This window comes from Delftia sp. PE138 (genome assembly GCF_018320755.1).
In the GTDB taxonomy this organism is placed as follows: Bacteria; Pseudomonadota; Gammaproteobacteria; order Burkholderiales; family Burkholderiaceae_C; genus Comamonas; species Comamonas tsuruhatensis.
Genome location: NZ_JABEPN010000001.1, coordinates 1,743,343 through 1,768,223, shown reverse-complemented (window position 1 = coordinate 1,768,223; position 24,881 = coordinate 1,743,343). Strand labels below are relative to the sequence as shown.

The window sequence follows — 24,881 nt, the reverse complement described above, 5'->3', positions numbered from 1 at the left end:
AGGACAAGGCAATGAATTCGCCCATGGACACCTCCTTCGACACAGGCCTGCCACTGGGCAGGCTGCTGGCCCTGGCGATGGCAGGCTTTCTGGCCATCATGACCGAGGCCCTGCCGGCCGGCCTGCTGCCCCAGATCGGCACGGGACTGGCAGTGTCCGAAGCCATGGCCGGCCAGATGGTCACGCTGTACGCGCTGGGTTCGGTACTGGCCGCCATTCCCGTCGTGGCCGCCACGCGCGGCCTCAGGCGCCGGCCGCTGTTCATGGCGGCGGTGGGCGGGCTGCTGCTGTTCAACAGCCTCACCGCGCTGTCCGGCCACTACGGCCTGACCCTGGTCGCCCGCTTTGCCGCAGGCATGGCTGCGGGCGTGATCTGGGGGCTGGTGGCCGGCTATGCGCGGCGCATGGTGCCGCCGCATCTGCAGGGGCGTGCACTGGCCGTGGCGGGCGTGGGCCAGCCGTTGGCCCTGGCGGCCGGCGTGCCGCTGGGCGCCTGGCTGGGCAGCCTGTTCGACTGGCGCGGCGTGTTCTGGGCGCTGTCGGCGCTGTGCCTGCTGCTGCTGGCCTGGGTGCGGCTGGGTGTGCCGGATTACGCCGGGCAGACGGCGCAGCAGCGCCTGCCCGTGGCGCGCATCCTGCTCATGCCCGGCGTGCGCCCCGTGCTGCTGGCGCTGTTCGGCTGGATGCTGGCCCACAACATGCTCTACACCTTCATCGCGCCCTTCCTGGCTTCGGCGGGTCTGGGGCAAAGGGTGGATGGGGTGCTGCTGCTGTTCGGCCTTGCGGCCATTGCCGGCATCTGGCTCACGGGCCTGCTGGTGGACCGCTGGCTGCGCGCACTCACCGTGCTGAGCCTGGCCTTGTTCGCCGTGTCTGCGTTGGTGCTGGGCCTGGCCGGGCAGTCGGCCGTGGCCGTTCTGATCGGCGTTGCGGCCTGGGGCCTGAGCTTTGGCGGCGCGCCCACGCTGCTTCAGACCGCGCTGGCCGACGCGGCAGGCGAGGGCGCCGACGTGGCCCAGTCCATGCTGGTGACGGTCTTCAACCTGGCCGTGGCGAGCGGCGGCGTGGCCGGCGGACTGCTGCTGGGCTGGCTGGGTGCCCGCGCCTTGCCCTGGGCGCTGGCGGTGTTGGCACTGGCCTGCCTGTCCGTGGTCTGGCCGGCCAGCCATGCGGGCTTTCGGCCTGGGCGGCGCAGCATGGCTGCCTGAGGCACCCGCATCGCTGTTGCACCCGCATCGCTGTTCCCTCAACAGATGGGCAGCAAAGGGGCCACATGCCGCTGCGCATGTGGCCCTTGTTGCGTGCGATCAATCTTCCTATAATTGTTTTACCCCATGAACTGTGATTCATGGATAAAACAAATGGCGCCTTCCCCGCCATGTCCACCGACGTTGATGGAGAGACACATGTCCGAATCCGCTCAGAACACGCCCCGCACCTGGGACCAGCCCGAAGGCTCCAGCTTCGAACAATGGATGGAGTCGCGCGTGGCGCGGTTTTCCACGCGCAAGTACGACTTCGACGCGCTGAAGTTCCAGGCCGACTTCGATCCCAAGTACCGCCGTGGCCAGATGCGCTACATCGGCACGGGCGGCACGGGCGTGGCTGCGGACAGCAACACCATTCCGGCCGAGCACTTCACCTTCTCCACCATGGTCATCCCGGCCGGCAATGAAGGCCCCTCGCACCTGCACACCGATGTGGAGGAAGTCTTCTTCCTGATCCGCGGCAAGCTCAAGCTCGTGCTGGAGAAGGACGGCCAGCGCTTCGAGACCATCCTGACCGACCGCGACGTGGTCTCCGTGCCGCCCGGCGTGTACCGCGAGGAAATCAACATCGGCGACGAAGACGCGCTAATGTGCGTGATGCTGGGTGCCAAGAAGCCCATCACGCCCACCTATCCCCCAGAACACCCCCTGGCAAAAATCAAACGTTGAGTAGCGGGCCTGCCATGACCGCGCAGACGCTGCAACGCATGGAGCAGCGCCTTCAGGCGCAGTTTCCCGAACACCTCATCGCCCTGCCCGGTGGCGCCCAGGTCGCCTGGCGCGAGGCCGGCGACACGGCCTCGGACTTTGCCGTGGTGATGCTGCACGGCATCAGCTCGGGCGCCGCCTCCTGGCTGGACGTGGCCCTGGCGCTGGCGCCGCGCACGCGTGTGCTGGCCTGGGACGCGCCCGGCTATGGCCGCTCCACGCCGCTGGCACCCGCCGCGCCCACGGGCGCCGACTACGCCCGCGTGCTGGAGCAGTCGCTGCAGGCGCTGGGCGTGCGCCGCTGCCTGCTGGTGGGCCACTCGCTGGGTGCGCTCATGGGCACGCCCTGGGCGGTGCAGGCCGGTGCCGGGCGCGTGCAGCAACTGGTGCTGATCAGCCCCGCTGGCGGCTATGGCGCACCCGGCATGGGCGAGCAGCAGGCCAAGGTACGCCAGGGCCGTCTTGCGGCCCTGCAGGAAAAAGGCATCGAAGGCCTGGCCGCCGCCATCGACCAGCGCCTGGTCTCGCCCGCCGCGCCCGAGCCCGTGCGCCAATGGGTGCGCTGGAACACGGCGCGCCTGCATGCCGCAGGCTACGCCCAGGCCGTGGAGCTGCTGTGCGGCAGCGACCTGGGGCAGGCGGAGGGGCACCTTGCCATGCCGGTCGAGGTCTGGGTGGGAGAGCACGACGTCGTCACGCCGCCGGCTGCCTGCGCGGCCTGGGCCGCAAGACTGGGGGCGCGGTACGTTACGCTTGCGGCAGCCGGCCATGCCTCTGTCGTCGAACAACCTGCGGATGTCGCACAGAGGCTGGCCACCCTGCTGACCTGATGGCCTACCTGCCCGAATTGCGATGAGCGATACCTCCGAAACCCTCTCCACCGACAACGACCGCTACACCGTTCCCGCGCTGGAGCGCGGCCTGCGCCTGCTGGCCTGCTTCACGCCTTCGCAGCCCGTGTGGAGCGCGCCCGACCTGGCGCGCACCCTGGCGCTGCCCCGGTCCACGGTGTTCCGGATGCTGACGACGCTGGAGGGCATGGGGTATCTGCAACGCTCGGGCACCGAATACCGGCTGGGCCTGGCCGTGCTGCGCCTGGGCTACGACTACCTGTCCACCCAGCCGCTGGCCCAGCTGGCCGAGCCCGTGCTGCAGTCGCTGTGCGACCGGCTGGGCTTCACCACCAACCTGGCGCTGCTGGACGGCACCTCCGTGGTCTATGTGGCGCGCATCGCGCCGGCCGGCGCCTTCCAGGGCGCCGTGCGCGTGGGCTCGCGGCTGCCGGCCCATGCCACCGTGCTGGGCCGGGCACTGCTGCAGGACATGGACGCGGACCAGCTGCGCGCCCTGTTCGGCGGCAGCGAACTGCCCCAGTTCTCGGAAAGCACGCCGCGCAGCGTGGAACAGTTGCTGCAGTTGCTGCAGCAGGACCATGAACGCGGCTACGCCATGGGCGAGGGCTTCTACGAGCCCGGCGTCTCCAGCATCGCCGCGCCCGTGCGCGATGCGCAGGGGCGCATCGTGGCGGGCCTGGGCATGGCCGTGGCCTTCACCGAAATCGCTCCCGGCCGCATGGCCGACTGGGTGGAGCAGGTACGTGCCGCCGCCGATGAGCTGGCCGGCCACCTGCGCACCCAGCATCCCGGTTTTCTGCGCTGAACGGATGGTGGGCACACCGGCCGCCAGCGCATTCCTTCCCAGAAAGATATGACGATGAAGATTGCTGTGATTGGCTGCGGTGCGATTGGCGCCAGCGTGCTCGAACTGCTCAAGGGACATGCCGCCGTGCAGGTGGGCTGGGTGCTTGTGCCGGAAGTGACCGACGCCGTGCGCGCCACCCTGGCCCTGCATGCGCCCCAGGCGCGTGCCGTGCCTGCGCTGGCGGCCGAAGACCGGCCCGACCTCATCGTGGAGTGCGCGGGCCATGCCGCCATCGAGGAGCATGTGCTGCCCGCCCTGCGGCGCGGCATTCCTGCCGTCGTGGCCTCCATCGGCGCACTCAGCGCCCCGGGCATGGCCGAGGCCGTGCAGGCGGCGGCCGAGGCCGGAGGCACCCAGGTGCAATTGCTGTCGGGTGCCATCGGCGGCGTGGATGCGCTGGCCGCTGCGCGCATCGGCGGCCTGGATGAAGTGGTCTACACCGGCCGCAAGCCGCCCCTGGCCTGGACCGGCACGCCCGCAGAACAGCGCTGCGACCTTGCCAGCCTCAAGGAAGCCTTCTGCATCTTCGAAGGCAGCGCACGCGAGGCCGCCCAGCTCTACCCCAAGAACGCCAACGTGGCCGCCACCCTGTCGCTGGCCGGCATGGGCCTGGACCGCACCACGGTGCGCCTGTACGCCGACCCGGGCGTGGACGAGAACGTGCACCATGTGGCCGCGCGCGGCGCCTTCGGGTCCATGGAATTGACCATGCGCGGCAAGCCGCTGGCGGCCAACCCCAAGACCTCGGCCCTCACCGTGTACAGCGTGGTGCGCGCCGTGCTCAACCAGGCCACGGCCATCGCCATCTGAGTCGCGCCGGGCACAGGCTCGCGGCACAATGGGCGCTTTCGCCCCGCAGGCGGCCCCCGGGCCGCCTTTGCTTTTTCCCTGTGCCGTTGAAAGAGAAGCCACCATGACCATCGCCATCCTCAGTGCCCTGCCGCAGGAACAGGAAGGCCTGGTCCATGCCCTGTCCGACGCCCAGGGCACGGCCCACGCCGGCCGCATGTTCTGGCGCGGGCGCCTGCACGGGCACGACGTGGTCTGCGCGCTGTCGGGCATAGGCAAGGTGGCGGCCGCCACCACGGCCACGGCGCTGATCGAGCGCTTCGGCGTGCGCCGCATCGCCTTCACCGGCGTGGCCGGCGGCCTGGGCGAAGGCGTGCGCGTGGGCGATGTCGTCGTGGCCGACGAATACCTGCAGCACGACCTGGACGCCTCGCCCATCTTCCCGCGCTGGGAAATGCCCGGCTACGGACGCACGCGCCTGCCCTGCGACCCTGAAATGACCGCCGCGCTGCTGGCGGCTGCCCAGGCCTGCGTGGCCGAGGCGGGCGAAGACCTGCGCGCTGCCCACGCCACCACGGCGCCGCGCGCGCACCAGGGGCTGATTGCCAGCGGTGACCAGTTCGTGGGCACGGCGGGCGCTTCTTGCGCCCTGGCGCAGGGCCTGCGTGCTGCAGGGCATGAAGTGCTGGCGGTGGAGATGGAAGGGGCTGCGGTGGCGCAGGCCTGCCTGGACTATGGCGTGCCGTTTGCGGCCATGCGGACTGTTTCCGATCGGGCGGATGACAGTGCGCATGTGGACTTTGCGGAGTTTGTGAGGGTGGTGGCGAGTCGGTATGCGTTGCGGGTGGTGGATGGGTTTTTGCGGCGGCTGTCAGCGCAGCGCTGAGCGGTCGTGCTTTTATGCCGCTGATGCCTGGAGAACCGTCGCATCGTCCAGTTCAAAGTGCAAAGCCGTGCCAAGCGCCACGCTGGCGCGGGCCAACGTGGCCAGGGTGACGCCGGTGTCGTTTTCGTCCAGCAGGCGGTTCACCACCATGCGGCTGGTGCGCATGCGTGTCGCCATCTCGGTCTTGCTGACTTTCTGGGCTTTCATCGCCTGTGCGAATTGCGAGGAAATCACCCGCTTCACTGCGATAGCTGTGGCCTCCTCAAGCAGGCCTTCTTCTTCGAGGAAGTCATCGAAATTGCTGCCTAGATGTTTGTTCATGGGGTATTCCTCAGCTTCTTGAGCCGGTTTCTGGCAGTTGTCAGATCCGGCGCGGGGGTCTTGGCCGACTTCTTGATGAAGCCATGCAGCAGAACCATTTTTCCATTCTGGGCCGTGAATAGGACACGTGCGATGCCATCGCCAATGCTGCACCGCACCTCCCACAGTCCTGGCTCCATCTTGCGTACTACGGGCATGCCCAGAGGCCAGTTGTATTGGACAGTCTTGATATCGGCGCCGATGGCTTTGCGGTCTTCCACCGTAAGTTCAAGAAGCCAGTCACGCACGGGCTCCTTGCCGGCATCGGACCGGTAGAAGACAACGGAAAGAATGGGCTCTTCCATCGGAAAAGTGTATCTAAAAAAGTACTATTTTGCTGCGTATCTTTACTGATGACCGTGTAGCCCGTGTGTCATCGGAGGCCAAAGCCTTGACGCTGGACGCGAGGGGAATTCCTGCTACTGCGATTGCTTGGTTTCGATGCCTGGTTCCTGGCCTGGCAGCCGATGGCCCATCTTGATGCGCCAATAAAGGTCAGGTCAAAGACGGCAACCCGAATGCCCGCGACCCCTTCGCTGCGCTCGGCCGGATGTGGCCGCACTCGTGGCTATGGGCTTTGAGTGGGGTCGCAACCTACGCTTCTGGCTTCGCCTTGCACATAGTCGGCCAGTGACTCAGCGCCATCGCGGATGGCGCGCAGTGCGTGAGCCATGGCTTGCGGACGTCGCAAGTCTTCTGGGGCATGGAGGCTGGCCAATGCAAGTTGGGCCAGGGCCCGTATTTCGTTGCAGCCTTCCTGTACCCATCCATTGGTTTCGGTGATGGTGCGAGCCAGTTGCTCGAAGCTGGCGCGTGTGGGAAGAGCGGTGCGCTGATCGTTCATGTTTTCGTACTCCTGTGCGAGACGGAAACACCCGACCTGCGTTTTCAAGCGCAGAAAGGGTGGATGGGATGTTGAAAACACGCACACAGACGTGCGGGCAGCCTTGCGGGTAGCCCCATCCCATCCAAAACCGTGTGGACGTGCGGGTGCGATGCCCACTGTCCAAGTGTTCAGACGTGACGAGGCCTCACTTTCGGGGAGGCTCTGCCGCTGTGTGTTGATGGTGTTTTCAAGCACCAGCCCCGGAACAGGGGGCCACCGAAATCATAGAGGCATTCCACAACCCCGCCTCAAACCCCAGGCCGAGCGAAGCGACGGCCCGCACCCCACTCCCCGTATGAACGCGCCCGCAGGGCGGGCATGTCCTCGCAAGCCATAAAAACGCCCCCATCCAAAACACACCCAGACACACCTCTGTCATCCATTTCCCACACGTCTCCGTGTTTTCCCCAATCCCCCCCCGCCCCATCAGTCCTAAACTCACGCTTGTTTCAAGAAAAAAGTGTCATTTCAAATTTGAAACAGACACAAACCCCCTTCGATTGAGGTACGCCATGAACACCACGCCCTCCACAGGCCAGCTTGCCGGCCGCCGCATCCTCGTCACAGGCTCGGCGCGCGGCCTGGGCTTTGCGTTCGCCAAGGCCTTTTGCGAGCAGGGCGCGCGTGTCGCCATGGCCGATCTGCGCGAGGAGCTGCTGGCCGAGTCCGTGGCCCGGCTGCGTGCGCAGGGCTTCGAGGCCCATGGCTTCGGGCTGGATGCCGGCAATCCGGAGTCGATAGAGCGCTGCGCGCAGCAGGCCGTGCAGGCGCTGGGCGGGCTGGACGGCCTGGTGAACAACGCGGCCGTGACCGATTCGGGCGGCAAGGGCATGGACGACATCGATCTGGACAAGTGGGACCAGGTGATGAACGTGAACGTGCGCGGCGTGTGGCTGATGACGCGCGCCTGCCGCGCCGCGCTGCGCGACAGCGGCCGGGGTGCCATCGTGAACCTGGCGTCCGATACCGCGATGTGGGGCGCCCCCAACCTGATGGCCTATGTGGCCAGCAAGGGCGCGGTGATGGCCATGACGCGTTCCATGGCGCGCGAGCTGGGCGCCGACGGCATCACCATCAACGCCGTGGCGCCGGGCCTGGTGCTGGTGGAGGCCACGGAATACGTGCCCGAGCACCGCCACCGCCTGTACATCGACCAGCGCGCGTTGCAGCGCGAGCAGCGGCCCGAGGATGTGTCGGGCGCCGTGGCCTATGCGCTGTCCGATGGCGCGCGCTTCGTGACGGGGCAGGTGCTGCCCGTCAACGGCGGCTTCGTCATGAATTGAAGGGGTTTCGCCATGACCGACACCCCCTCTTCCGGGAATGCCGAGAGCGCCGAGAGCGCGGACAACGGCGCCGACAAGTACATGGTGCCCGCGCTGGAGCGCGGCCTGCGCCTGCTGCAGGAGTTCGGGCGCGGCAATGCCACGCTGGGCGCGCCCGAGCTGGCCCGCCGCCTGCAGCTGCCGCGCGCCACGGTGTTCCGCATGCTCAACACGCTGGAGGCCATGGGCTTTCTGCAGCGTGCCGAGGGCAGCAATGACTACCGGCTGGGCCTGTCCGTGCTGCGCCTGGGCTTCGAGTTCCTGTCGTCCATGGACCTGACCGAGCTGGGCCAGCCCGTGATCGCGCGGCTGTGCGGCGAGATTCGCTACCCCTGCAACATCGTGGTGCGCGATGGCCGCTCCATCGTCTATGTGGCCAAGGTCACGCCACCCACGCCGCTGACCAGTTCGGTGCGCGTGGGCACGCGCCTGCCCGCCCATGCCACGGCACTGGGCCGCGTGCTGCTGGCCGACCTGTCCCTGCCCGAGCTGCGCGCGCTCTACCCCGAGGAGCACCTGGAAGCGCACACGCCCAAGACGCCGCGCACGGTGCTGGACCTGTTCAACCTGGTCGAGGCCGACCGCGAGCGCGGCCATGTGTTCAGCGAAGGCTTCTACGAAAGCTCCATCTGCACCATCGCCGCCCCCGTGCGCGACCACAGCGGCCGCGTGGTGGCGGCGCTGGGCACGACGGTCCCCGCGCCCCATGTGGAGGAGGGCCGTGCCGAGACCCTGATCGCCGGCGTCTGCGACGCGGCGGCCGAGCTGTCCGAGCTGCTGAACTACCGACCGCAAGCGCAGACGCAGACGCAGACGGCACAGCTGCTTTCCCTCAATTCCCGGCGCGCAGGAGGCGGCCATGTTTGATTCCCAACTCAAGGACACCACGGCCGTCGTCACCGGCGGCTCTTCGGGCATTGGCCTGGCCACGGTCGATCTGCTGCTGTCGCAGGGCGCGCGTGTCGCCCTGTGCGGGCGCAGCGCCGAACGCCTGGATCAGGCCGTGCAGCAACTGCGCGGACGCCATCCCGAGGCCCGCCTGTTCGCCCAGGCCTGCGACGTGCTCGACGCCGCCCAGGTGCAGCAATTCGCGCGCGACAGCGAGGCTGCGCTGGGTCCGGCCTCCATCCTCGTGAACAACGCGGGCCAGGGCCGGGTCTCGACGTTTGCCAGCACCGACGATGCGGCCTGGACCGAGGAGCTGCACCTGAAGTTCTTCTCGGTGCTGCATCCCACGCGCGCCTTTTTGCCGCAGCTCGAGCGCACGGCTGAGCCGGCCATCGTCTGCGTCAATTCGCTGCTGGCCTCGCAGCCCGAGCCGCACATGGTGGCCACCTCGGCCGCGCGCGCCGGCCTCAAGAACCTGGTGCGCTCCATGGCCACCGAGTTCGCGCCCAAGGGCGTGCGCGTCAACGGCATCCTGGTCGGCCTGATCGAGTCCGGCCAGTGGCGCCGCCGCTTCGAGGCGCGCGAGGACCGCAGCCAGGACTGGAACGCCTGGAGCGCCGACCTCGCCCGCAAGAAGTCCATTCCGCTGGGCCGCCTGGGCTCGCCCGACGAGGCCGCGCGCGCCATCTTCTATCTCGCCACGCCCCTGTCCTCCTACACGACCGGCAGCCACATCGACGTCTCCGGTGGTCTTGCACGGCAAGCGTAGTGCTTCAGCCCCTTCACCCGATTCAAAGCAGAACATGACTTCTTCCGCATCCAAAATCACCGTCGGCGCCGTTGTGGCCCAGTTCCTCGAACACTGCGGCGTGCAGGCCGCGTTCGGGGTGATCTCCATCCACAACATGCCCATCCTGGACGCGATGCATGCGCGCGGCAGGGTCCGCTTCGTGATGGCGCGCGGCGAGGCCGGCGCCGGCAACATGGCCGATGCCTGCGCGCGTTCCACCTCCAGCCTGGGCGTGTGCATCACCAGCACCGGCCCGGCCGCCGGCAACATTGCGGGCAGCCTGGTGGAGGCCTATACGGCCGGCACGCCGCTGCTGCACATCACGGGGCAGATCGAGACGCAGTACCTGGACCAGAAGCTGTCGTACATCCACGAGGCTCCCGACCAGCTGACCATGCTGGGCGCCGTGTCCAAGGCGGCGTTCCGCGTGCGCAGCGCCGAGACCTGCCTGTCCACCCTGAAGGCCGCCGTGCAGGCCGCCATGACCGCGCCGACCGGTCCGGTGAGCGTTGAGATTCCCATCGACATCCAGCAGACCGTGATCGACATGCCGGCCGACCTGTCGCCGCTGCCGGTGGCCGTGCTGGCCCCCAGCGAGGCATCGCTGGATGCGCTGGCCGACACGCTGGCCAAGGCACGCCGCCCGCTGCTGTGGCTGGGTGGCGGCGCACGCCACGCAGTCGCTGCCGTGCAGCGCCTGAAGGCGCTGGGCTTCGGCATCGTCAGCACGGGCCAGGGCCGCGGCATCGTGGCCGAGGACGATCCGGCCTCGCTGGGCGCCTACAACATCCAAAAGCCCGTGGAGGCCTTCTACCAGCGCTGCGACGCCATGCTGGCCGTGGGCACGCGCCTGCGCAGCAATGAGACGCTGAAGTACGAACTGAAGCTGCCGCGCCCGCTGCTGCGCATCGATGTGGACGCCGCCCAGCAGGGCCGCTGCTACGCCGACGACGGCTTTGTCTGCGGCGACTCGGCCCTGGCGCTGACGGGCCTGGCCGACCGGCTGGAGGCACGCGGCTACAAGGCCGACCCCGAGCTGCTGGCCGACCTGCGCCAGGTGCACGACGAGGCCGTGGCCACCATGCGCGACGGCCTGGGCCCGTACAGCGTGCTGGTGCAGGAGCTGCAAAAGGCCGTGGGCCGCAACTTCAACTGGGTGCGCGACGTGACCGTCTCCAACAGCACCTGGGGCAACCGCGAGCTGCGCTTTTTCGAGCCCAACGCGGGTGTGCACGCCACGGGCGGCGGCATCGGCATGGGCATGCCCATGGCCATCGGCGCAGCCGTGGGCGCGGCCGTCAGCGGCTCGGGCCGCAAGACGCTGGGCCTGGCGGGCGATGGCGGCTTCATCCTGAACCTGGGCGAGCTGGCCACGCTGGTGCAGGAAGAGTGCGACACCCTGATCGTGCTGATGAACGACCAGCGCTACGGCGTGATCCAGAACATCCAGGACGCCTCCTACGGCGGCCGCCGCTGCTATGTGGAGCTGCACACGCCCGACTACGCGCAGCTGTGCGCCTCCATCCAGCTGCCCCATGCCCGCGTTCAAGACCTCAAGGAGCTGCCGGCGGTGCTGCAGTCGGCCTGGACGAAGAAGGGCCCCTTCCTGCTGGAGATCGACATGCGCGCCATCGGCAATTTCAAGGCCACGTTCTCTGGCCCGCCCGTGAACAAGCTGGACCAGATCCCGGCCACCACCACGGCCACCAAGGCCGCCTGAGGCGGCTGGATTCGAACGAACGAGAGAGGCTCACCATGTCGAACCTGGAACTGCTCCCCATCAACATCGCCGGCGAATGGCGCCTGGGCGGCGGTGGCGAATCCACCACGCTCTATCCCGCCACCGGCGAAGTGGTGGGCCGCCTGCGCGCGCCCAGCCTGGAGGATGTGGAGGAGGCCATCCAGAAGGCCGACCACGCCTTCCGCACCAGCGGCTGGGCCCAGAAAAAGCCCCATGAACGCGCGGCCGTGCTGCACCGCGTGGCCCAGCTGATCCGCGAGCGCGCCGAGCCCCTGGCCCAGCTGCAGCGCCTGGACAACGGCAAGCCCATCAAGGAAACACGCATGCTGGTGGCCAGCGCCGCCGCCACCTTCCAGTTCTTTGCAGCCGCCTGCGAGACCATGGAGGAAACCATCACGCCCTCGCGCGGCGACTTCATGACCATGAGCGTGTACGAGCCCATGGGCGTGGTGGCGGCCATCACGCCGTGGAACTCGCCGATCGCCAGCGAGGCGCAAAAGCTCGCTCCGGCGCTGGCCGCCGGCAACGCCGTGGTCGTCAAGCCCGCCGAGGCCACGCCGCTGCTGGCGCTGGAGCTGGCGAAGATCTGCGAAGAGGCCGGCGTGCCCAAGGGCCTGGTCAGCGTGCTGCCGGGCCGGGGCTCGGTGATCGGCGACGCCATCACCAAGCACCCGCTGGTCAAGCGCGTGTCGTTCACGGGCGGCACGTCCACGGGCAAGCACATCGCCCACATCGCGGCCGACAAGATGATGCCGGTCTCGCTGGAGCTGGGCGGCAAGTCGGCCACCATGGTGCTGGCCGATGCCGACATCGACCATGCCGTCAACGGCGTGCTCTACGGCATCTTCAGCTCCTCGGGCGAGTCGTGCATCGCGGGCTCGCGCCTGTTCGTGGCGCGCAGCCTGCATGCCGAATTCATGCAGCGCCTGACGGCCAAGGCCGCCGCGCTGCAGGTGGGCGACCCGGCCGACGAGCGTACGCAGATGGGGCCGCTGATCACCGCCAAGCACCGCGAATCCATAGAGAGCTATGTGGCCCTGGGCCTGTCCGAGGGCGGCCGGCTGCTCACGGGCGGCCAGCGGCCCGAGGGCGCGCAGTTCGAGCGCGGCTACTACTACCGCCCCACCATCATCGACGGCGTGAAGAACGACTGGCAGATCTGCCAGCAGGAAATCTTCGGCCCCGTGCTCGTGGCCATGCCCTTCGACAACGAGGACGACCTGCTCGCCCAGGCCAACGACAGCGTCTACGCGCTGGCCGCCGGCATCTGGACGCGCGACTACAAGAGCGCCTGGCGCATTGGCCGCGCCGTGCAGGCCGGCACCGTCTGGATCAACACCTACAAGCAGTTCTCCATCTCCACGCCCTTCGGCGGCTGGCGCGACAGCGGCCTGGGCCGCGAGAAGGGACGGCTGGGCATACAGCAGTACATGGAGCAGAAGAGCATGTACTGGGGCTTGAACGACCAGCCTTTGGCCTGGGCGAACTGAAAGGGAATCGACATGAGCGTACTGGGCATAGACGAAATCACCTACGGAGCGGACGACCTGGCCACCTGCCGCCGCTTCTTCCTGGACTGGGGCCTGGCGCTGGTGCAGGAAGCGGACGACCGGCTGGTGTTCGAGACCCTCAACGGCTGCCGCGTGATCGTGGCCACCGTGGACCATCCCGATCTGCCGCCTGCCATCGAGGCCGGCCCCACGCTGCGCGAGGTGGTCTGGGGTGTGGAAAGCGAGGCGGACCTTGCGCTGTACGCCAGCCGCATTGCCGCGCTGCCGGGCTTCACACAGGGCCAGGGGCGCATAGGCTGCACCGACCCCAACGGCCTGTCCGTGCGCCTGCAGGTCACGCAAAAGCGTGATGTGGATGTGCAAGGCGCCGCCTACAACACCTGGGACCGCAAGGACCGCGTCAACCAGGCCAGCCCGGCCTACGAGCGCGCCCAGCCCATCGAGGTCGGCCATGTGGTGTTCTTCGTCAAGGACGTGCAGGCCTGCGAGCGCTTCTACGTGGACAACTTCGGCTTCGCGGCCTCGGACCGCTACCCCGAGCGCGGCGCCTTCCTGCGCTGCGCACCCGACGGCGGCCACCACGACATCTTCCTGCTGCAGCGCCCCGCCAAGGACGCTGGCCTGAACCACGTGGCCTTCACGGTGCGCGACATCCACGAGGTCTTCGGCGGCGGCATGCACATCTCGCGCTGCGGCTGGGACACCCAGCTGGGCCCGGGCCGCCATCCCGTGTCCTCGGCCTATTTCTGGTACTTCCGCAATCCGGCCGGCGCCCTGGTCGAGTACTACGCCGACGAGGACCAGCTCACCGCCGACTGGCAGCCCCGCGAGTTCGAGCCCGGCCCCACGGTGTTTGCCGAATGGGCCATCGATGGCGGCATCGACGGCAACACCCGGCGCCAAAAGGGCGTGGGTACCAGCGACGGGAAATTCATCACCGACAAGCGGCATTGAGACCGCGCCTGACGGCCTACCCCCACAACCCAACCACCCCACGGCCCCCACCATGAACAAGACACGTCGCCAGGTTTCTCTTGCCGCTGCATTCCTGGCTGCAGCCACGCTGTCCGGCACCGCGATGGCCCAGGCCTATCCGGCCAAGCCCATCACCATCATCGTGGCCTATCCGGCCGGTGGCGACACCGATGCCATGGCGCGCCTGTATGCCGAGAAGCTGTCCACGCGCCTGGGCCAGCCCGTGCTGGTGGACAACCGCCCCGGCGCCAGCGGCACCATCGGCAGCGTGCATGTGGCCAAGGCCTCGCCGGACGGCTACACGCTGCTGCTGGCGCCCAATACCTTCGCCATCGCGCAGTTCGTACTCAAGACGGCCTCGGGCTCCAGCTACGACGTGCTGCACGGCTTCACGCCCATCGTGCAGACCAGCGTGCAGCCCATGTTCGTGGCCACCAACCAGGCCTCGGGCATCAAGGACATGAAGACCCTGATCGCCCAGGGCAAGCGCGACGGCCTGACCTACGCCAGCCCCGGCAGCGGCTCGCCCATGCACATCCTGGGCGAGATGTTCAACCGCGCAGCCGGCACGCGCATCGCCCACATTCCCTACAAGGGCGTGGCACCTGCCGTCAACGACCTGATCGGCGGCCATGTGCCCACGACCTTCATGACCTGGGGACCGATCGCGCCCTACGTCGGCGGCAAGGTCACCGCCCTGGCCGTGGCCGACAGCCAGCGCAGCGCGCTGGCCCCCAATGTGCCCACCCTGGCCGAGCTGGGCGTCAAGGATGTGGAAGTGTCCGCATGGCAGGGCCTGTTCGGCCCCAAGGGCATGTCGCCCGAGACCGTGAAGCTGCTGAACACGCACCTCAACGAGATCCTGAAGATGCCCGACGTGGTCTCCAAGATGGCCACCTTCGGCGCGCTGCCCGCAGGCGGCGAGCCCGCGCGCCTGGAAAAGACGAATGCCGCCGATTTCAATCGCTTCGGCAAGCTCATCAAAGACCTGGATATCAGGGCTGATTGAGCACCCCCCACACAAGACAGTTTTCGAAGGAGAGAACCATGGCCGCTGATCGCTATCTCGAGCCGCACCAGGCGCGCGAACGTGCCCCCACCCTGATGGAAGACCTGCTGGGCGATTCCATCGAACGCGCCTTCGGCGAAGGCGTGCAGACCCTGCCCGAACTGGTGGCCTACCTCAACCGCAGCGGCCCCTCCGGCGAGAACGGCGAGGCCTGGACCGAAGACAGCTTCCAGGCGCTGATGGCGCGGCTGGGCTATTGATACCGAGCAGGACTGGAGAGCCCCATGAACGTACAAACCATCACCATCGATCCGGTGGACGGCCTGCTCAACAAAGGCCTGAAGAACCTCTGGTACGCGGTCTGCCCCTCGGACTTCGTGAAGACTCAGCCCGTGTCCGTGCGCCGCTTCGGCCGCAAGATCGCGCTGTGGCGCGATGCCGCCGGCCAGGTCCACGCGCTGGAAGACCATTGCCCGCACCGCGGCGCGCCGCTGTCGCAGGGCGTGATCCTGGGCGACCGCCTGGCCTGCCCCTACCACGGCGTGGAAGTGCGCTGCGACGGCACCGTGACCAAGGTGCCCGGCAGCCCCGGCTGCAAGCTCGAAGGCTCGCGCGCGGCGCTGGCCTTCCATGCGCGCGAGGCGCATGGCGCCATCTTTCTCTACAACAGCGACAAGGCCGTTGACGAGGCGCCCGAGTTCACGCTGCCCGAGGAGCTGACCTCGCCCGAGTACTCCAACTTCCTGTGCTATGCCGAGTGGCGCAGCGACTACCGCTATGCGCTGGACAACGTCATGGACCCCATGCACGGCACCTTCCTGCACAAGCAGTCGCACTCCATGGCCGAGGGTGACAGCAAGGCCACGTTCCAGGTGCGCGAGACCGATGACGGCTTCGTCTTCGAGAAGGTGGGCCAGCGCGGCGTGAACTTCGACTGGACCGAGTGGGGCAGCACGGGCGTGCACTGGATGCGCCTGGAGATTCCGTACCCCAAGACCGGCGGCCCCGGCGGCAACTTCGCCATCGTGGCCTGCGTCACGCCCATCAGCGCCGACCTGTGCGCCGTGTTCTTCTGGCGCTGCCGCAAGGTGCAGGGCTGGATGCGCGACACCTGGCGCTTCCTGTACCGTAACCGCCTGGAGGCGCGCCACTGGGCCGTGCTGGAGCAGGACCGGATCATGATGGAGCAGATGGAGCTGGACGCCAACGAGCGCGAGAACCTCTACCAGCACGACATCGGCCTGGTGCGCCTGCGCCGCCACCTGCGCCGCCTGGCCCAGGAGCAGATCGACGAAGGCGCCGCATCATGAGCACCAACCTCCAGGCCTTCGTGCACACGCTGCGCTTCGAGGCCCAGGACACCATCAGCGTGGACCTGCGGCCCGTGGCGGGCGGGGAGCTTCCCGCCTTCACGCCGGGCTCGCACATCGATCTGCACCTGCCCAACGGCCTGGTGCGCAGCTACTCGCTGAGCAACCCCAGCGAGGAGCGCCACCGCTACGTGGTCGGCGTGCTGCGCGACCGCGCCAGCCGCGGTGGCTCGCGCTGCGTGCACGAGTCGCTGCGCGTGGGAATGCCCATCACCATCTCCGAGCCGCGCAACCATTTCGCGCTGGACGAAAGCGCCGCGCACACCGTGCTGGTGGCCGGCGGCATCGGCATCACGCCGCTGCTGTGCATGGCACGCCGCCTCAAGGGCCAGGGCCGCTCGTTCGAGATGCTGTACTTCGCCCGCGAGCGCAAGGGCGCGGCCTTCCTGGAAGAGCTGCAGGCGCTGGGCATGCCGCTGCACCTGCACTTCGACAGCGAGGCCGGCGGCCCGCCCGACCTGCGCGCGCTGCTGGCCCAACGCCAGCCCGACGCGGGCACGCACCACTACGCCTGCGGCCCCACGCCCATGCTGGACGCCTTCGAGAAGTTCTGCGCCGAGCTGGGCCACGCCAACGCCCACATCGAGCGCTTCACGCCCGTGGAGGTCAAGGCCGCCGACGATGCGCGCAGCAACTACACGGTGGAACTCAAGCGCAGCGGCCGCTTCATCGAGATCACGCCCGAGAAGTCGCTGCTCGACACCCTGCTGGATGCCGGCATCCAGATGGACCACAGCTGCTGCGAAGGTGTCTGCGGCTCCTGCGAGACGCGCGTGCTCGAAGGCATTCCGGACCACCGCGACTCGGTGCTCAGCCCCAAGGAAAAGGCCAGCAACAAAGTGATGATGGTCTGCGTTTCCGGCTGCAAGAGCGAACGTTTAGTGCTCGATATCTGAGCAGGCAATCAGACCTGCACGGCAACAACCCACCACCCCCAAGCCCCCCAAGCCACCACCCCAGAGGAGACAACCCCATGAAAACCATCCATACGCCCATGCTGGGCGTGGCGCTAGCCTGCCTGGCGTCCTTGCCCGGTGCCGCTTCGGCGCAGTCCAAGGTCGAGATCTTCGGCGTCGTCGATGTCGGCGTCACGCACCTGAACGGCTCCGGCCCCTCCAAGACCGGCCTGTCCACGGGCGGCGCCAACATCAGTCGCCTCGGCTTTCGCGGCACGGAAGAGCTGGGCGGCGGCCTGCGCGCTGGCTTCTGGCTGGAGGCGGGCATGGACGTGGACAGCGGCTCGGGCAAGGCCAGCGGTGGCGGCCTGAGCTTCAACCGCCGCTCCACCGTGAGCCTGTCGGGCGACTTCGGCGAAGTGCGCCTGGGCCGCGATGACTCGGCCACCTTCCTGAGCACGCTGATCTTCGACCCCTTCCTCACCAACGGCGTGGGCGGCACCATGGGCTTCACCATGCTGGGCATTCCCGGTACGGGCACGGCCACGGGCGGCGCGCCCATCCAGATCAGCAACGCGGTCAGCTACTTCCTGCCGCAGAACCTGGGCGGCTTCTACGGCCAGGTGCAGGTGGCCATGGGCGAGCAGGCGCGCAGCGCACCCAACAAGAACCAGGGCGACTACCGCGGCCTGCGCTTCGGCTACCGCCAGGGCCCCTTCAACGGCGCACTGGCCACGGGCAAGTTCTATGGCGACAGCGATGCGACCAACCTCACGGCCAGCAACGTGGGCCTGAGCTGGGACTTCGGCGTGGCCAAGCCCATGCTGCTGTGGGCCAGCGAAAAGCGCGGCGCCCTCAAGGTCACCGCCCTGCAGCTGGGCGTGACCGCGCCCGTGGGCATGGGCGAGTTCAAGGCCTCCTACGGCCACTACAACACCGACGGCAGCAATGCCGACTGGAACAAGATCAGCGTGGGCTACGGGCACAACCTGTCCAAGCGCACCCAGGTCTACGGCACGGTGGCCTTCCTCAAGAACAAGGACGGCGCGGCCAAGTCCATCGGCGTGCAGGGCCTGTCGGCCCCGGGCACCACGCTGGGCGGCCGCTCCTCCGGCTTCGAGGTGGGCGTGCGCCACTTCTTCTGATACAGCCCATCGGGCGATAGAGACTTGCCATGAAAGATATGCGTGCGGCCCGCTGGTGGGGGGTGATCAGCCTCTTCATCATCGTCGCCATCTCCTATGTGGACCGGATCAACCTTTCGATCCTCATCCTCGACCAGGGATTTCTGGACCACATCGGGCTGACGCACGACGACCGCACGCGCCAGGGCCTGCTGGCCACGGCCTTCATGGTGGGCTACGGCGTTTCTTCCTTCGTGTTGACGCCGTTTTGCGCGGCGCTCTTCGGCGTGCGCCGAAGCCTGGTGGTCGGCCTGCTGCTGTGGGGCGCCGTGTCCTTTCTGTCCCCGGCCATGAACAGCTATGGCCTGCTGCTGGCCTCGCGCATCCTGCTGGGCATCTCCGAAGGGCCTCTGTACTCGCTGGCGGGCAGCTACATCAAGGCGCATTTCCAGAGCCACGAGAACGGCCTGCCCAACTCCTTCGTGAACATGGGCACGGGACTGGGGCTGGCGGTGGGCTATCCGCTGATCGGCTACCTGGTGGCCGGCCATGACTGGCAGACCTCGTTCCACGTGCTGGGCCTGATCAATGTGGCCATCGGCATTCCGCTGGTGCTGGCCTTCATCCGCATGCCCCGCGTGGACACCGGCATGCCGCGCCCGCGCTCGCTGGGCGAGGCGGTGGGGCAGGTCGGGCAGATCGTGCGCGGCGCCATGCACACGCGCTATCTGGTGCTGGTGGCCGTGCTGTCGGCGGCCTTCTTCTCCTACCTCTGGGGCAGCAGCAACTGGCTGCCGGCCTACCTGGAGTCGCGCGGCTTTTCGCTGCGCGAGATGGGCTGGCTGGCCTCGCTGCCCCAGTACGCCACGGTGCTGGCCGTGCTGGTCGGTGGCATCGTCATCGACCGCCTGCCGCGCCGCCAGGTGCCGCTGATCTTCGTCGGCGGCAGCCTGGGCCTGGCGCTGGCCATATGGCTGGCCATCCACATGGAAGACCGCTACGCGGCGGCCTACTGCCTGATCGCCGCCAACTTCTGCTGGGGCCTGATGAGCCCGGCCATCCCCAGCACCGTGCAGTACTGCGCGCGGCCCGAGCATGTGGCCAGCGCCTATGGCGTCGTCAACGGCACGGCGACCCTGGTGGCGGGCTTCATGCCTGCGCTCATGGGGGCGGTCATCGGCTGGACATCGCATTCGGCCGGCGGCGGTTTCGTTGCCGGCTTCGGCCTGCTGGTGGGCACGCAGCTGGTGGTCATGGTCTGCGGCCTGGTGCTGTGGCTGCGCGAGCGCGGCCAGGGCACCCACGGTGCCAGCGATGCCCGGGATACGTCCGCGCGCACGGCCTGACCGGCACTACAGCGCGCCCGCTGCGGCGCACTGCTCCAGAAACGTCACCAGGGCCTGCACGCGCGCCGTGCGGCCCTTGCGCGTGGGCACCAGCAGGGTGACGGGCGCGCTGCCGAAATGCCAGTCGGGCAGCACGCGCACCAGCCGGCCCTCGGCAATGGCCGGTGCCATGTCCCATTGCGAACGCAGCACCAGGCCCAGGCCCTGTTCGGCCCAGTGGCGGGCCACGCCGCCATCGTTGGTCACATAGGACGGCGTCACACGCAGGGTCTGGCCGTCCACGGCACGCCGGTTGGCGGCCGGGCGCAGGTGCCACAGCGTCACATCCTCCTCGTTCTCGCGGATGCAGATGCAGGCGTGCTCCAGCAATTCGCGCGGCGTGGCGGGCGTGCCATGGCGGCGCAGGTAGCCGGGGCTGGCGCACAGCCAGCGGTCGTTGGCAGCCAGCTCGCGCGCCACCCAGGAGGAGTCGCGCACCGTGCCGATGTGGACCACGGCATCGGCATCGTGGCGGTCGGGGAAAGGCGTTTCGCGCAGGTCCAGCTGCAGTTTCAGTTGCGGGTGCTGGCGCGTGAAGGGCACCAGGGCCGGGGCCAGCCGGCTGCGCCCGTAGCCAAAGGGCGCGGCCAAGCGCAGCGTGCCGCCCAGCTGGCGGGCATCGCCGTGCAGCGAGTCGCGCAGCTCCTCGATCTGGCCCAGCAGCCGCACGGCCTCGCGGGCAAAGCGCTCGCCCTCGGGCGTCAGCGCCAGGCGCCGCGCGCTGCGGTTGGCCAGGGACAGGCCCAGTTCGGCCTCCAGCCGGCGCAGGCGCATGGACAGTGCAGGCGGTGTCACGTCAAGCGCACGGGCCGCCGCGCTCAGCGAGCTTTCGCGTAGCAAGGCGGCGGCAAGCTGCAGGTCTTCGATGGCAATCATTCAATTTGCCTTAACGATTGATGACGGCGGATTTAACCACGACCATGGTCTTGGTCCGTACAGTGCCAAGGCATGAACACCCCATACCCCACCTCTGCCGCATGGCCCCGGGCCGTGCTCTTCGACCTGCTGACCGCCTTGCTGGACTCCTGGACCGTCTGGAATGCGGCCGCCGGCAGCGAGGCTGCCGGGCGCGACTGGCGCGCCGAATACCTTCGCCTGACCTATGGCTGCGGCGCCTACCAGCCCTATGAGGACCTGGTGCGCACGGCGGCCCGCAACCGGGGCCTGCCCGAGGCGGTGGCCGACAGGCTGGAGGCGCAATGGGAGCAGCTGCAGCCCTGGGATGGCGCACGCGAGCTGCTGGCCGCCCTGCGCCCGCACTGCCGCCTGGCCGTGGTGACCAATTGCTCCGAGCGCCTGGGTCAACGTGCCGCCGCGCTGCTGGGCGTGGATTGGGATGTGGTGGTGACCTCGGAAGCAGCAGGCTTCTACAAGCCCGACCCCCGGCCCTACCAGCTGGCGCTGGACCGGCTGGGGCTGCCTGCGGGCCAGGCCGCCTTCGTGGCCGGATCGGGCTATGACCTGTTCGGCACCTCGGCCGTGGGCCTGCGTACCTTCTGGCACAACCGCGTGGGCCTGTCGCGGCCCACGGGCGCGCCGCAGGCCGAGGCCGAAGCACCCACGCTGGCGCCGGCACTGCCCTGGCTCAGGGACTTTTCCCTGCAGCAGGGTTGAACCCCGAGGGTGCAGCCGGTGCTGTGCCCGCCCTCCTATCCTGTCCACCCTTGTGAGGATCCTGCCATGCAGCTGCGTCCAGCCCTGCCGTTGTCCCTTGTGTCCGCATTCCCGGTCCTGTCCATCGTCTGTGCCATGGCGTGGAGCCAGGGAGCCCTGGCGCAGGCCGGCGCTGCCTTTCCGGCCAGGCCGGTCACGCTGGTCGTGCCGTTTCCCCCGGGAGGCCCCAGCGATGCGCTGGCCCGTGCCGTGGCTCAGAAGATGGGGGAGCATCTGGGCCAACCCCTGGTGATCGAGAACCTGGGTGGCGCCAATGGAACCATCGGCCTGAACCAGGCGCGCAAGGCTGCCGCCGACGGCTACACCCTGTCCTTTGGCGGCATAGGCACGCATGTGGTCAATGTGGCCTTGTACCGCAAGCTGCCCTATGACCCCGTGGCCGACTTCGCCCCTGTGGGACCTGCGGGCGCGGCGCCCATGCTGCTGCTGGCGCGTGCCAATCTGCCGGCCTCCGACCTGCGCCAGTTCGCCGACTGGCTCAAGCGCAACCAGGCCGCAGCCTCCTATGGCAGTGCCGGCGTGGGCTCGATATCGCACTATGGGTGCGTGCTGCTGCTGTCGGCGCTGGGCCAAAGCCCCACCCATGTTCCCTATCGCGGGATCGCGCCTGCCATGAACGATCTCATGGGCGGACAGACCGATTTCATGTGCGACCAGACGACGACGGCGCTGCCGCAGATCGCGGGCGGCCGCATCAAGGCGATTGCGGTGCTGGGAACACAGCGCCTGGCTCAGCTGCCGGGCACGGCGGCCAGCGCCGAGGCCGGCCACCCCCTGCAGGCGCGCTCATGGAACGCGATCTTCGCACCACGCGGCACGCCGCCGGCGGTGCTCGCGCGGCTGACGCGGTCGCTGCAGCACGCCATGGGCGATGCGGGCCTGCGCGCACAGATGGCCGCGCTGGGGGTGGAGCTGCCGTCGCCCGAGCAGGCCGTGCCGGCCACGGTCTCCGCCTTGATCGAACAGGGACTGCGCAACGACGTGCCTGCCCTCAAGGCCAAAGGCCAATACCTGGATTGACGATGGAGAGAGAAACACCATGCAAGACACACTTCTGACCCTGGACACGCCCGCTGCCGTGATCGACCTCGCACGCATGCAGCGCAACATCCACCGCATGCAGCAGCGCATGGACGCGCAGGGCGTGCGCCTGCGCCCCCATGTGAAGACCAGCAAGAGCGTGCCCGTGGCCGCCGCGCAGCGCGCGGCCGGGGCCTCGGGCATCACGGTCTCCACCCTGAAGGAGGCCGAGCAGTTCTTTGCCGCTGGCACCACCGACATCCTCTATGCAGTCAGCATGGCGCCGCACCGCCTGCCGCACGCCCTGCAACTGCGCCGGCGCGGCTGCGATCTCAAGCTCATCGTGGACAGCGTGGCGGCGGCCCAGGCCATTGCCGCGTTCGGCCGCGAACAGGGCGAGGCCTTCGAGGTATGGATAGAGATCGACACCGACGGCCACCGCTCCGGCGTGGGCGCCGAAGATGCGCCGCTGCTGCTGGCCATTGGCCGCACGCTGCACGACGGCGGCATGCGCCTGGGCGGCGTGCTCACGCATGCCGGCTCCAGCTACGAGCTGGACACGCCCGAGGCGCTGCAGGCGCTGGCCGAGCGCGAGCGCGCCGGCTGCGTGCAGGCCGCCGAAGCCCTGCGCGCGGCTGGCCTGCCGTGCCCCGTGGTCAGCGTGGGCTCCACGCCCACCGCGCTGGCGGCATGCCGGCTGGACGGCGTGACCGAGGTGCGCGCAGGCGTCTATGTGTTCTTCGACCTGGTGATGCGCAACATCGGCGTGTGCACGGCCGAGGACGTGGCGCTGTCGGTGCTGGCCACCGTGATCGGCCACCAGGCCGACAAGGGCTGGGCCATCGTGGACGCAGGCTGGATGGCCATGAGCCGCGACCGGGGCACGGCGAAACAGCGGCAGGACTTCGGCTACGGCCAGGTCTGCGACCTGCATGGCGAGGTGATGCCGGGCTTCGTGCTGACCGGCGCCAACCAGGAGCACGGCATCCTGGCGCGCGCTGATGGCGCGATAGTGGCCGACATCGCCGCCCGCTTTCCCCTGGGCACGCGGCTGCGCATCCTGCCCAACCATGCCTGCGCCACGGGCGCGCAGTTCCCGGCCTACCAGGCGCTGGCGGCAGATGGCTCGGTGCAAACCTGGGAGCGGCTCCATGGCTGGTGAAAACGGGATCGATCTGCGCCATGCATCGCCGCAGCTGCCTGCGCCGGGCGGCCACTACAGCCACACGGCCATGGGCCAGGGGCTGGTCTTCGTGTCAGGGCAGCTGCCCATACGGCCCGACGGCACGCGCCTGGTGGACGCCAGCTTCGAGGACCAGGCGCGCCAGGCGCTGGCCAATCTGGCGGCGGCGCTGGAGCTGGCCGGCAGCGGCGTGCCTCGCCTGCTGCAGGTGCGCGTGTACCTGGACGACATGGCGCACTGGCCGGCCTTCGACCGCATCTACGCGGACTGGGCCGGCGCACACCGGCCCGCGCGCGCCGTGGTGCCCACCGGGGCGCTGCATTTCGGGTTGAAGGTGGAAATCGAGGCCGTGGCGCTGGCCTGAAGAAAGCCCGGCCCGAGGAGGGGGCCGGCTGCCGCTACTTCAGCCAGCCGCGCTTGCGGAAATACAGCATGGGCCCGACGGCACTGAGCACCATGAGCGCGATGACGTAGACGTAGCCGAACTCCCACTCCAGCTCGGGCATGAAGCGGAAGTTCATGCCGTAGACGCTGGCGATCAGCGTGGGCGGCAGCAGGGCCACGCTGGCCACCGAGAAGATCTTGATGATCTTGTTCTGGTTGATGTTGATGAAGCCGACCGTGGCATCCATCAGGAAGTTGATCTTGTCGAAGAGGAAGGCCGTGTGGCTGTCCAGCGATTCGATGTCGCGCAGGATCTGGCGCGCTTCCTCGAACTGCTCGGCATTGAGCATCTTGGAACGCATCATGAAGCTGACGGCGCGGCGCGTGTCCATGACGTTGCGGCGGATGCGGCCGTTCAGGTCTTCCTGGCGCGCGATGGCGCCCAGCACTTCGCGGGCCACGTCGTCGGTCACGTCGCCGGACAGCACCATCTTGCTGGCCTTCTCCAGGTCGTCGTAGATGCCTTCGAGCGTATCGGCCGAGTACTCGGCGTCGGCGTCGAACAGCTTGAGCAGCACGTCCTTGGCCTCGTCGATCAGGCCCGGCGCGCGGCGCGCGCGCATGCGCAGCAGCCGGAAGACCGGCACGTCCTCGTCATGGATGGAGAACAGCACGCCGCAGCTGCGCAGGTTCTTGTTGTGCTCGTTGACGATGAAGGCCACGCGCACGGAGCGGGGGTCCTCGTCATCGTCGATCAGGAAGTCGCTGCGGATGTGCAGCTCGCCGTTGTCTTCTTCGTAGAAGCGGGCCGATTCCTCGATGTCGTCGTCCATCGCATCTTCGGGGATGGACAACTCGTAGTGCTGCTTGATCCAGCGCTTTTCCTCGACCGTGGGCGACTCCAGGTCCACCCAGATCGGCTTGAAGCGGGACAGCTCCTCCAGCGACTCGATCTCTTCTTGAACCAGGCGGCCATTGGCCAGCGTAAAGATGTTGAGCATAGGCTCACTC

The 24,881-nt window shown here is 68.3% G+C and carries 27 protein-coding genes; 22 read left to right on the top strand and 5 right to left on the bottom strand.

Annotated elements, in window-relative coordinates; translation table 11 throughout:
• Positions 1–11 precede the first annotated feature (11 nt).
• From HFGMBDPB_RS07995 to HFGMBDPB_RS07970, 6 genes are all read left to right on the top strand, one after another.
• Positions 12–1,208, top strand: coding sequence for an MFS transporter (locus HFGMBDPB_RS07995; RefSeq protein ID WP_212645175.1), 1,197 nt, complete (start codon positions 12–14; stop codon positions 1,206–1,208).
• Between the two features lie 198 nt (positions 1,209–1,406).
• Positions 1,407–1,937, top strand: coding sequence for a cupin domain-containing protein (locus HFGMBDPB_RS07990; protein ID WP_016449821.1), 531 nt, complete (start codon positions 1,407–1,409; stop codon positions 1,935–1,937).
• Positions 1,938–1,951: 14 nt separating this feature from the next.
• Positions 1,952–2,806, top strand: a complete 855-nt coding sequence (locus HFGMBDPB_RS07985) for an alpha/beta fold hydrolase (RefSeq protein WP_212645174.1) — start codon at positions 1,952–1,954, stop codon at positions 2,804–2,806.
• Positions 2,807–2,828: 22 nt separating this feature from the next.
• Positions 2,829–3,635, top strand: coding sequence for an IclR family transcriptional regulator (locus HFGMBDPB_RS07980; protein WP_126311145.1), 807 nt, complete (start codon positions 2,829–2,831; stop codon positions 3,633–3,635).
• Positions 3,636–3,689: 54 nt separating this feature from the next.
• Positions 3,690–4,487: an aspartate dehydrogenase gene (locus HFGMBDPB_RS07975; protein WP_016449818.1), complete on the top strand. Its 798-nt coding sequence runs from the start codon at positions 3,690–3,692 to the stop codon at positions 4,485–4,487.
• A 103-nt stretch (positions 4,488–4,590) separates the two neighbouring features.
• Entirely contained in the window at positions 4,591–5,352 is a 762-nt protein-coding gene (locus HFGMBDPB_RS07970; protein ID WP_016452051.1) for a 5'-methylthioadenosine/adenosylhomocysteine nucleosidase, read from the top strand.
• A 12-nt stretch (positions 5,353–5,364) separates the two neighbouring features.
• Here the strand turns inward: HFGMBDPB_RS07970 and HFGMBDPB_RS07965 are convergent, their stop codons facing one another.
• From HFGMBDPB_RS07965 to HFGMBDPB_RS07955, 3 genes are all read right to left on the bottom strand, one after another.
• Positions 5,365–5,673 (bottom strand): XRE family transcriptional regulator, encoded by a 309-nt coding sequence (locus tag HFGMBDPB_RS07965; RefSeq protein ID WP_016449816.1) that lies wholly within the window; start codon positions 5,671–5,673, stop codon positions 5,365–5,367.
• Positions 5,670–6,017, bottom strand: coding sequence for a type II toxin-antitoxin system RelE/ParE family toxin (locus HFGMBDPB_RS07960; RefSeq protein ID WP_017406311.1), 348 nt, complete (start codon positions 6,015–6,017; stop codon positions 5,670–5,672). Before HFGMBDPB_RS07960 ends, HFGMBDPB_RS07965 begins: the two co-directional genes overlap by 4 nt.
• Positions 6,018–6,280: 263 nt before the next feature.
• Positions 6,281–6,556: a hypothetical protein gene (locus HFGMBDPB_RS07955; RefSeq protein WP_046989307.1), complete on the bottom strand. Its 276-nt coding sequence runs from the start codon at positions 6,554–6,556 to the stop codon at positions 6,281–6,283.
• Positions 6,557–7,110: 554 nt separating this feature from the next.
• Between HFGMBDPB_RS07955 and HFGMBDPB_RS07950 the strand changes: the two genes are divergently transcribed.
• The 12 genes from HFGMBDPB_RS07950 (at position 7,111) to HFGMBDPB_RS07895 (ending at position 19,570) form a co-directional block, all read left to right on the top strand.
• Positions 7,111–7,881, top strand: coding sequence for an SDR family oxidoreductase (locus HFGMBDPB_RS07950; RefSeq protein WP_012202888.1), 771 nt, complete (start codon positions 7,111–7,113; stop codon positions 7,879–7,881).
• A 12-nt stretch (positions 7,882–7,893) separates the two neighbouring features.
• Positions 7,894–8,787, top strand: coding sequence for an IclR family transcriptional regulator (locus HFGMBDPB_RS07945; protein ID WP_212645173.1), 894 nt, complete (start codon positions 7,894–7,896; stop codon positions 8,785–8,787).
• Positions 8,780–9,577, top strand: a complete 798-nt coding sequence (locus HFGMBDPB_RS07940; protein ID WP_047326348.1) for an SDR family oxidoreductase — start codon at positions 8,780–8,782, stop codon at positions 9,575–9,577. Before HFGMBDPB_RS07945 ends, HFGMBDPB_RS07940 begins: the two co-directional genes overlap by 8 nt.
• A 34-nt stretch (positions 9,578–9,611) precedes the next feature.
• The gene (locus tag HFGMBDPB_RS07935; protein WP_016452045.1) at positions 9,612–11,318 is read left to right on the top strand and encodes a thiamine pyrophosphate-binding protein; all 1,707 of its coding nucleotides are present in this window, start codon (positions 9,612–9,614) and stop codon (positions 11,316–11,318) included.
• A gap of 35 nt (positions 11,319–11,353) precedes the next feature.
• On the top strand, positions 11,354–12,829 hold the full coding sequence (locus HFGMBDPB_RS07930; RefSeq protein ID WP_047217884.1) for an aldehyde dehydrogenase: 1,476 nt from the start codon (positions 11,354–11,356) through the stop codon (positions 12,827–12,829).
• Between the two features lie 12 nt (positions 12,830–12,841).
• Positions 12,842–13,804, top strand: a complete 963-nt coding sequence (locus HFGMBDPB_RS07925) for a VOC family protein (protein ID WP_016452044.1) — start codon at positions 12,842–12,844, stop codon at positions 13,802–13,804.
• A 52-nt stretch (positions 13,805–13,856) separates the two neighbouring features.
• Positions 13,857–14,834 (top strand): Bug family tripartite tricarboxylate transporter substrate binding protein, encoded by a 978-nt coding sequence (locus HFGMBDPB_RS07920; protein ID WP_047217886.1) that lies wholly within the window; start codon positions 13,857–13,859, stop codon positions 14,832–14,834.
• A 38-nt stretch (positions 14,835–14,872) separates the two neighbouring features.
• Positions 14,873–15,094 carry a recombinase-like helix-turn-helix domain-containing protein gene (locus HFGMBDPB_RS07915; RefSeq protein WP_016452043.1) on the top strand — a complete coding sequence of 74 codons (222 nt, stop codon included), beginning with the start codon at positions 14,873–14,875 and terminating at the stop codon, positions 15,092–15,094.
• Positions 15,095–15,118: 24 nt separating this feature from the next.
• Positions 15,119–16,144, top strand: a complete 1,026-nt coding sequence (locus HFGMBDPB_RS07910; protein ID WP_016449104.1) for a Rieske 2Fe-2S domain-containing protein — start codon at positions 15,119–15,121, stop codon at positions 16,142–16,144.
• Positions 16,141–17,100, top strand: coding sequence for a PDR/VanB family oxidoreductase (locus HFGMBDPB_RS07905; protein WP_016449105.1), 960 nt, complete (start codon positions 16,141–16,143; stop codon positions 17,098–17,100). The genes HFGMBDPB_RS07910 and HFGMBDPB_RS07905 overlap by 4 nt, the downstream gene beginning before the upstream one ends.
• 77 nt (positions 17,101–17,177) lie before the next feature.
• Positions 17,178–18,245 (top strand): porin, encoded by a 1,068-nt coding sequence (locus HFGMBDPB_RS07900; protein WP_013804504.1) that lies wholly within the window; start codon positions 17,178–17,180, stop codon positions 18,243–18,245.
• Between the two features lie 29 nt (positions 18,246–18,274).
• Positions 18,275–19,570, top strand: coding sequence for an MFS transporter (locus HFGMBDPB_RS07895; RefSeq protein WP_016449106.1), 1,296 nt, complete (start codon positions 18,275–18,277; stop codon positions 19,568–19,570).
• A 6-nt stretch (positions 19,571–19,576) separates the two neighbouring features.
• Here HFGMBDPB_RS07895 and HFGMBDPB_RS07890 read toward each other — a convergent pair whose 3' ends face one another.
• Positions 19,577–20,485 (bottom strand): LysR family transcriptional regulator, encoded by a 909-nt coding sequence (locus HFGMBDPB_RS07890; RefSeq protein ID WP_212645172.1) that lies wholly within the window; start codon positions 20,483–20,485, stop codon positions 19,577–19,579.
• Between the two features lie 72 nt (positions 20,486–20,557).
• Between HFGMBDPB_RS07890 and HFGMBDPB_RS07885 the strand changes: the two genes are divergently transcribed.
• From HFGMBDPB_RS07885 to HFGMBDPB_RS07870, 4 genes are all read left to right on the top strand, one after another.
• Complete coding sequence (locus HFGMBDPB_RS07885) at positions 20,558–21,223, top strand: HAD family hydrolase (protein ID WP_016449108.1); 666 nt, start codon at positions 20,558–20,560, stop codon at positions 21,221–21,223.
• A gap of 66 nt (positions 21,224–21,289) precedes the next feature.
• Complete coding sequence (locus tag HFGMBDPB_RS07880; protein WP_016452041.1) at positions 21,290–22,303, top strand: tripartite tricarboxylate transporter substrate binding protein BugD; 1,014 nt, start codon at positions 21,290–21,292, stop codon at positions 22,301–22,303.
• 19 nt (positions 22,304–22,322) lie between these two features.
• On the top strand, positions 22,323–23,465 hold the full coding sequence (locus HFGMBDPB_RS07875) for a DSD1 family PLP-dependent enzyme (protein WP_212645171.1): 1,143 nt from the start codon (positions 22,323–22,325) through the stop codon (positions 23,463–23,465).
• Positions 23,455–23,850 (top strand): RidA family protein, encoded by a 396-nt coding sequence (locus HFGMBDPB_RS07870; protein WP_212645170.1) that lies wholly within the window; start codon positions 23,455–23,457, stop codon positions 23,848–23,850. The genes HFGMBDPB_RS07875 and HFGMBDPB_RS07870 overlap by 11 nt, the downstream gene beginning before the upstream one ends.
• A 34-nt stretch (positions 23,851–23,884) precedes the next feature.
• On the opposite strand, the gene corA is transcribed toward HFGMBDPB_RS07870, so the two are convergent.
• Entirely contained in the window at positions 23,885–24,871 is a 987-nt protein-coding gene (corA, locus tag HFGMBDPB_RS07865) for a magnesium/cobalt transporter CorA (protein WP_016449112.1), read from the bottom strand.
• Positions 24,872–24,881 lie beyond the last annotated feature (10 nt).

What these genes read in the sequence shown, in the direction of transcription:
- HFGMBDPB_RS07900 (WP_013804504.1), top strand. Translation starts at nt 17,178, where the DNA reads ATGAAAACCATCCATACGCCCATGCTGGGCGTGGCGCTAGCCTGCCTG.
- HFGMBDPB_RS07945 (WP_212645173.1), top strand. Translation starts at nt 7,894, where the DNA reads ATGACCGACACCCCCTCTTCCGGGAATGCCGAGAGCGCCGAGAGCGCG.
- HFGMBDPB_RS07915 (WP_016452043.1), top strand. Translation starts at nt 14,873, where the DNA reads ATGGCCGCTGATCGCTATCTCGAGCCGCACCAGGCGCGCGAACGTGCC.
- HFGMBDPB_RS07980 (WP_126311145.1), top strand. Translation starts at nt 2,829, where the DNA reads ATGAGCGATACCTCCGAAACCCTCTCCACCGACAACGACCGCTACACC.
- corA (WP_016449112.1), bottom strand. Translation starts at nt 24,871, where the DNA reads ATGCTCAACATCTTTACGCTGGCCAATGGCCGCCTGGTTCAAGAAGAG.
- HFGMBDPB_RS07920 (WP_047217886.1), top strand. Translation starts at nt 13,857, where the DNA reads ATGAACAAGACACGTCGCCAGGTTTCTCTTGCCGCTGCATTCCTGGCT.
- HFGMBDPB_RS07875 (WP_212645171.1), top strand. Translation starts at nt 22,323, where the DNA reads ATGCAAGACACACTTCTGACCCTGGACACGCCCGCTGCCGTGATCGAC.
- HFGMBDPB_RS07885 (WP_016449108.1), top strand. Translation starts at nt 20,558, where the DNA reads ATGAACACCCCATACCCCACCTCTGCCGCATGGCCCCGGGCCGTGCTC.
- HFGMBDPB_RS07950 (WP_012202888.1), top strand. Translation starts at nt 7,111, where the DNA reads ATGAACACCACGCCCTCCACAGGCCAGCTTGCCGGCCGCCGCATCCTC.
- HFGMBDPB_RS07970 (WP_016452051.1), top strand. Translation starts at nt 4,591, where the DNA reads ATGACCATCGCCATCCTCAGTGCCCTGCCGCAGGAACAGGAAGGCCTG.
- HFGMBDPB_RS07955 (WP_046989307.1), bottom strand. Translation starts at nt 6,556, where the DNA reads ATGAACGATCAGCGCACCGCTCTTCCCACACGCGCCAGCTTCGAGCAA.
- HFGMBDPB_RS07965 (WP_016449816.1), bottom strand. Translation starts at nt 5,673, where the DNA reads ATGAACAAACATCTAGGCAGCAATTTCGATGACTTCCTCGAAGAAGAA.
- HFGMBDPB_RS07935 (WP_016452045.1), top strand. Translation starts at nt 9,612, where the DNA reads ATGACTTCTTCCGCATCCAAAATCACCGTCGGCGCCGTTGTGGCCCAG.
- HFGMBDPB_RS07995 (WP_212645175.1), top strand. Translation starts at nt 12, where the DNA reads ATGAATTCGCCCATGGACACCTCCTTCGACACAGGCCTGCCACTGGGC.
- HFGMBDPB_RS07895 (WP_016449106.1), top strand. Translation starts at nt 18,275, where the DNA reads ATGAAAGATATGCGTGCGGCCCGCTGGTGGGGGGTGATCAGCCTCTTC.
- HFGMBDPB_RS07960 (WP_017406311.1), bottom strand. Translation starts at nt 6,017, where the DNA reads ATGGAAGAGCCCATTCTTTCCGTTGTCTTCTACCGGTCCGATGCCGGC.
- HFGMBDPB_RS07880 (WP_016452041.1), top strand. Translation starts at nt 21,290, where the DNA reads ATGCAGCTGCGTCCAGCCCTGCCGTTGTCCCTTGTGTCCGCATTCCCG.
- HFGMBDPB_RS07905 (WP_016449105.1), top strand. Translation starts at nt 16,141, where the DNA reads ATGAGCACCAACCTCCAGGCCTTCGTGCACACGCTGCGCTTCGAGGCC.
- HFGMBDPB_RS07890 (WP_212645172.1), bottom strand. Translation starts at nt 20,485, where the DNA reads ATGATTGCCATCGAAGACCTGCAGCTTGCCGCCGCCTTGCTACGCGAA.
- HFGMBDPB_RS07870 (WP_212645170.1), top strand. Translation starts at nt 23,455, where the DNA reads ATGGCTGGTGAAAACGGGATCGATCTGCGCCATGCATCGCCGCAGCTG.
- HFGMBDPB_RS07940 (WP_047326348.1), top strand. Translation starts at nt 8,780, where the DNA reads ATGTTTGATTCCCAACTCAAGGACACCACGGCCGTCGTCACCGGCGGC.
- HFGMBDPB_RS07910 (WP_016449104.1), top strand. Translation starts at nt 15,119, where the DNA reads ATGAACGTACAAACCATCACCATCGATCCGGTGGACGGCCTGCTCAAC.
- HFGMBDPB_RS07930 (WP_047217884.1), top strand. Translation starts at nt 11,354, where the DNA reads ATGTCGAACCTGGAACTGCTCCCCATCAACATCGCCGGCGAATGGCGC.
- HFGMBDPB_RS07975 (WP_016449818.1), top strand. Translation starts at nt 3,690, where the DNA reads ATGAAGATTGCTGTGATTGGCTGCGGTGCGATTGGCGCCAGCGTGCTC.
- HFGMBDPB_RS07985 (WP_212645174.1), top strand. Translation starts at nt 1,952, where the DNA reads ATGACCGCGCAGACGCTGCAACGCATGGAGCAGCGCCTTCAGGCGCAG.
- HFGMBDPB_RS07990 (WP_016449821.1), top strand. Translation starts at nt 1,407, where the DNA reads ATGTCCGAATCCGCTCAGAACACGCCCCGCACCTGGGACCAGCCCGAA.
- HFGMBDPB_RS07925 (WP_016452044.1), top strand. Translation starts at nt 12,842, where the DNA reads ATGAGCGTACTGGGCATAGACGAAATCACCTACGGAGCGGACGACCTG.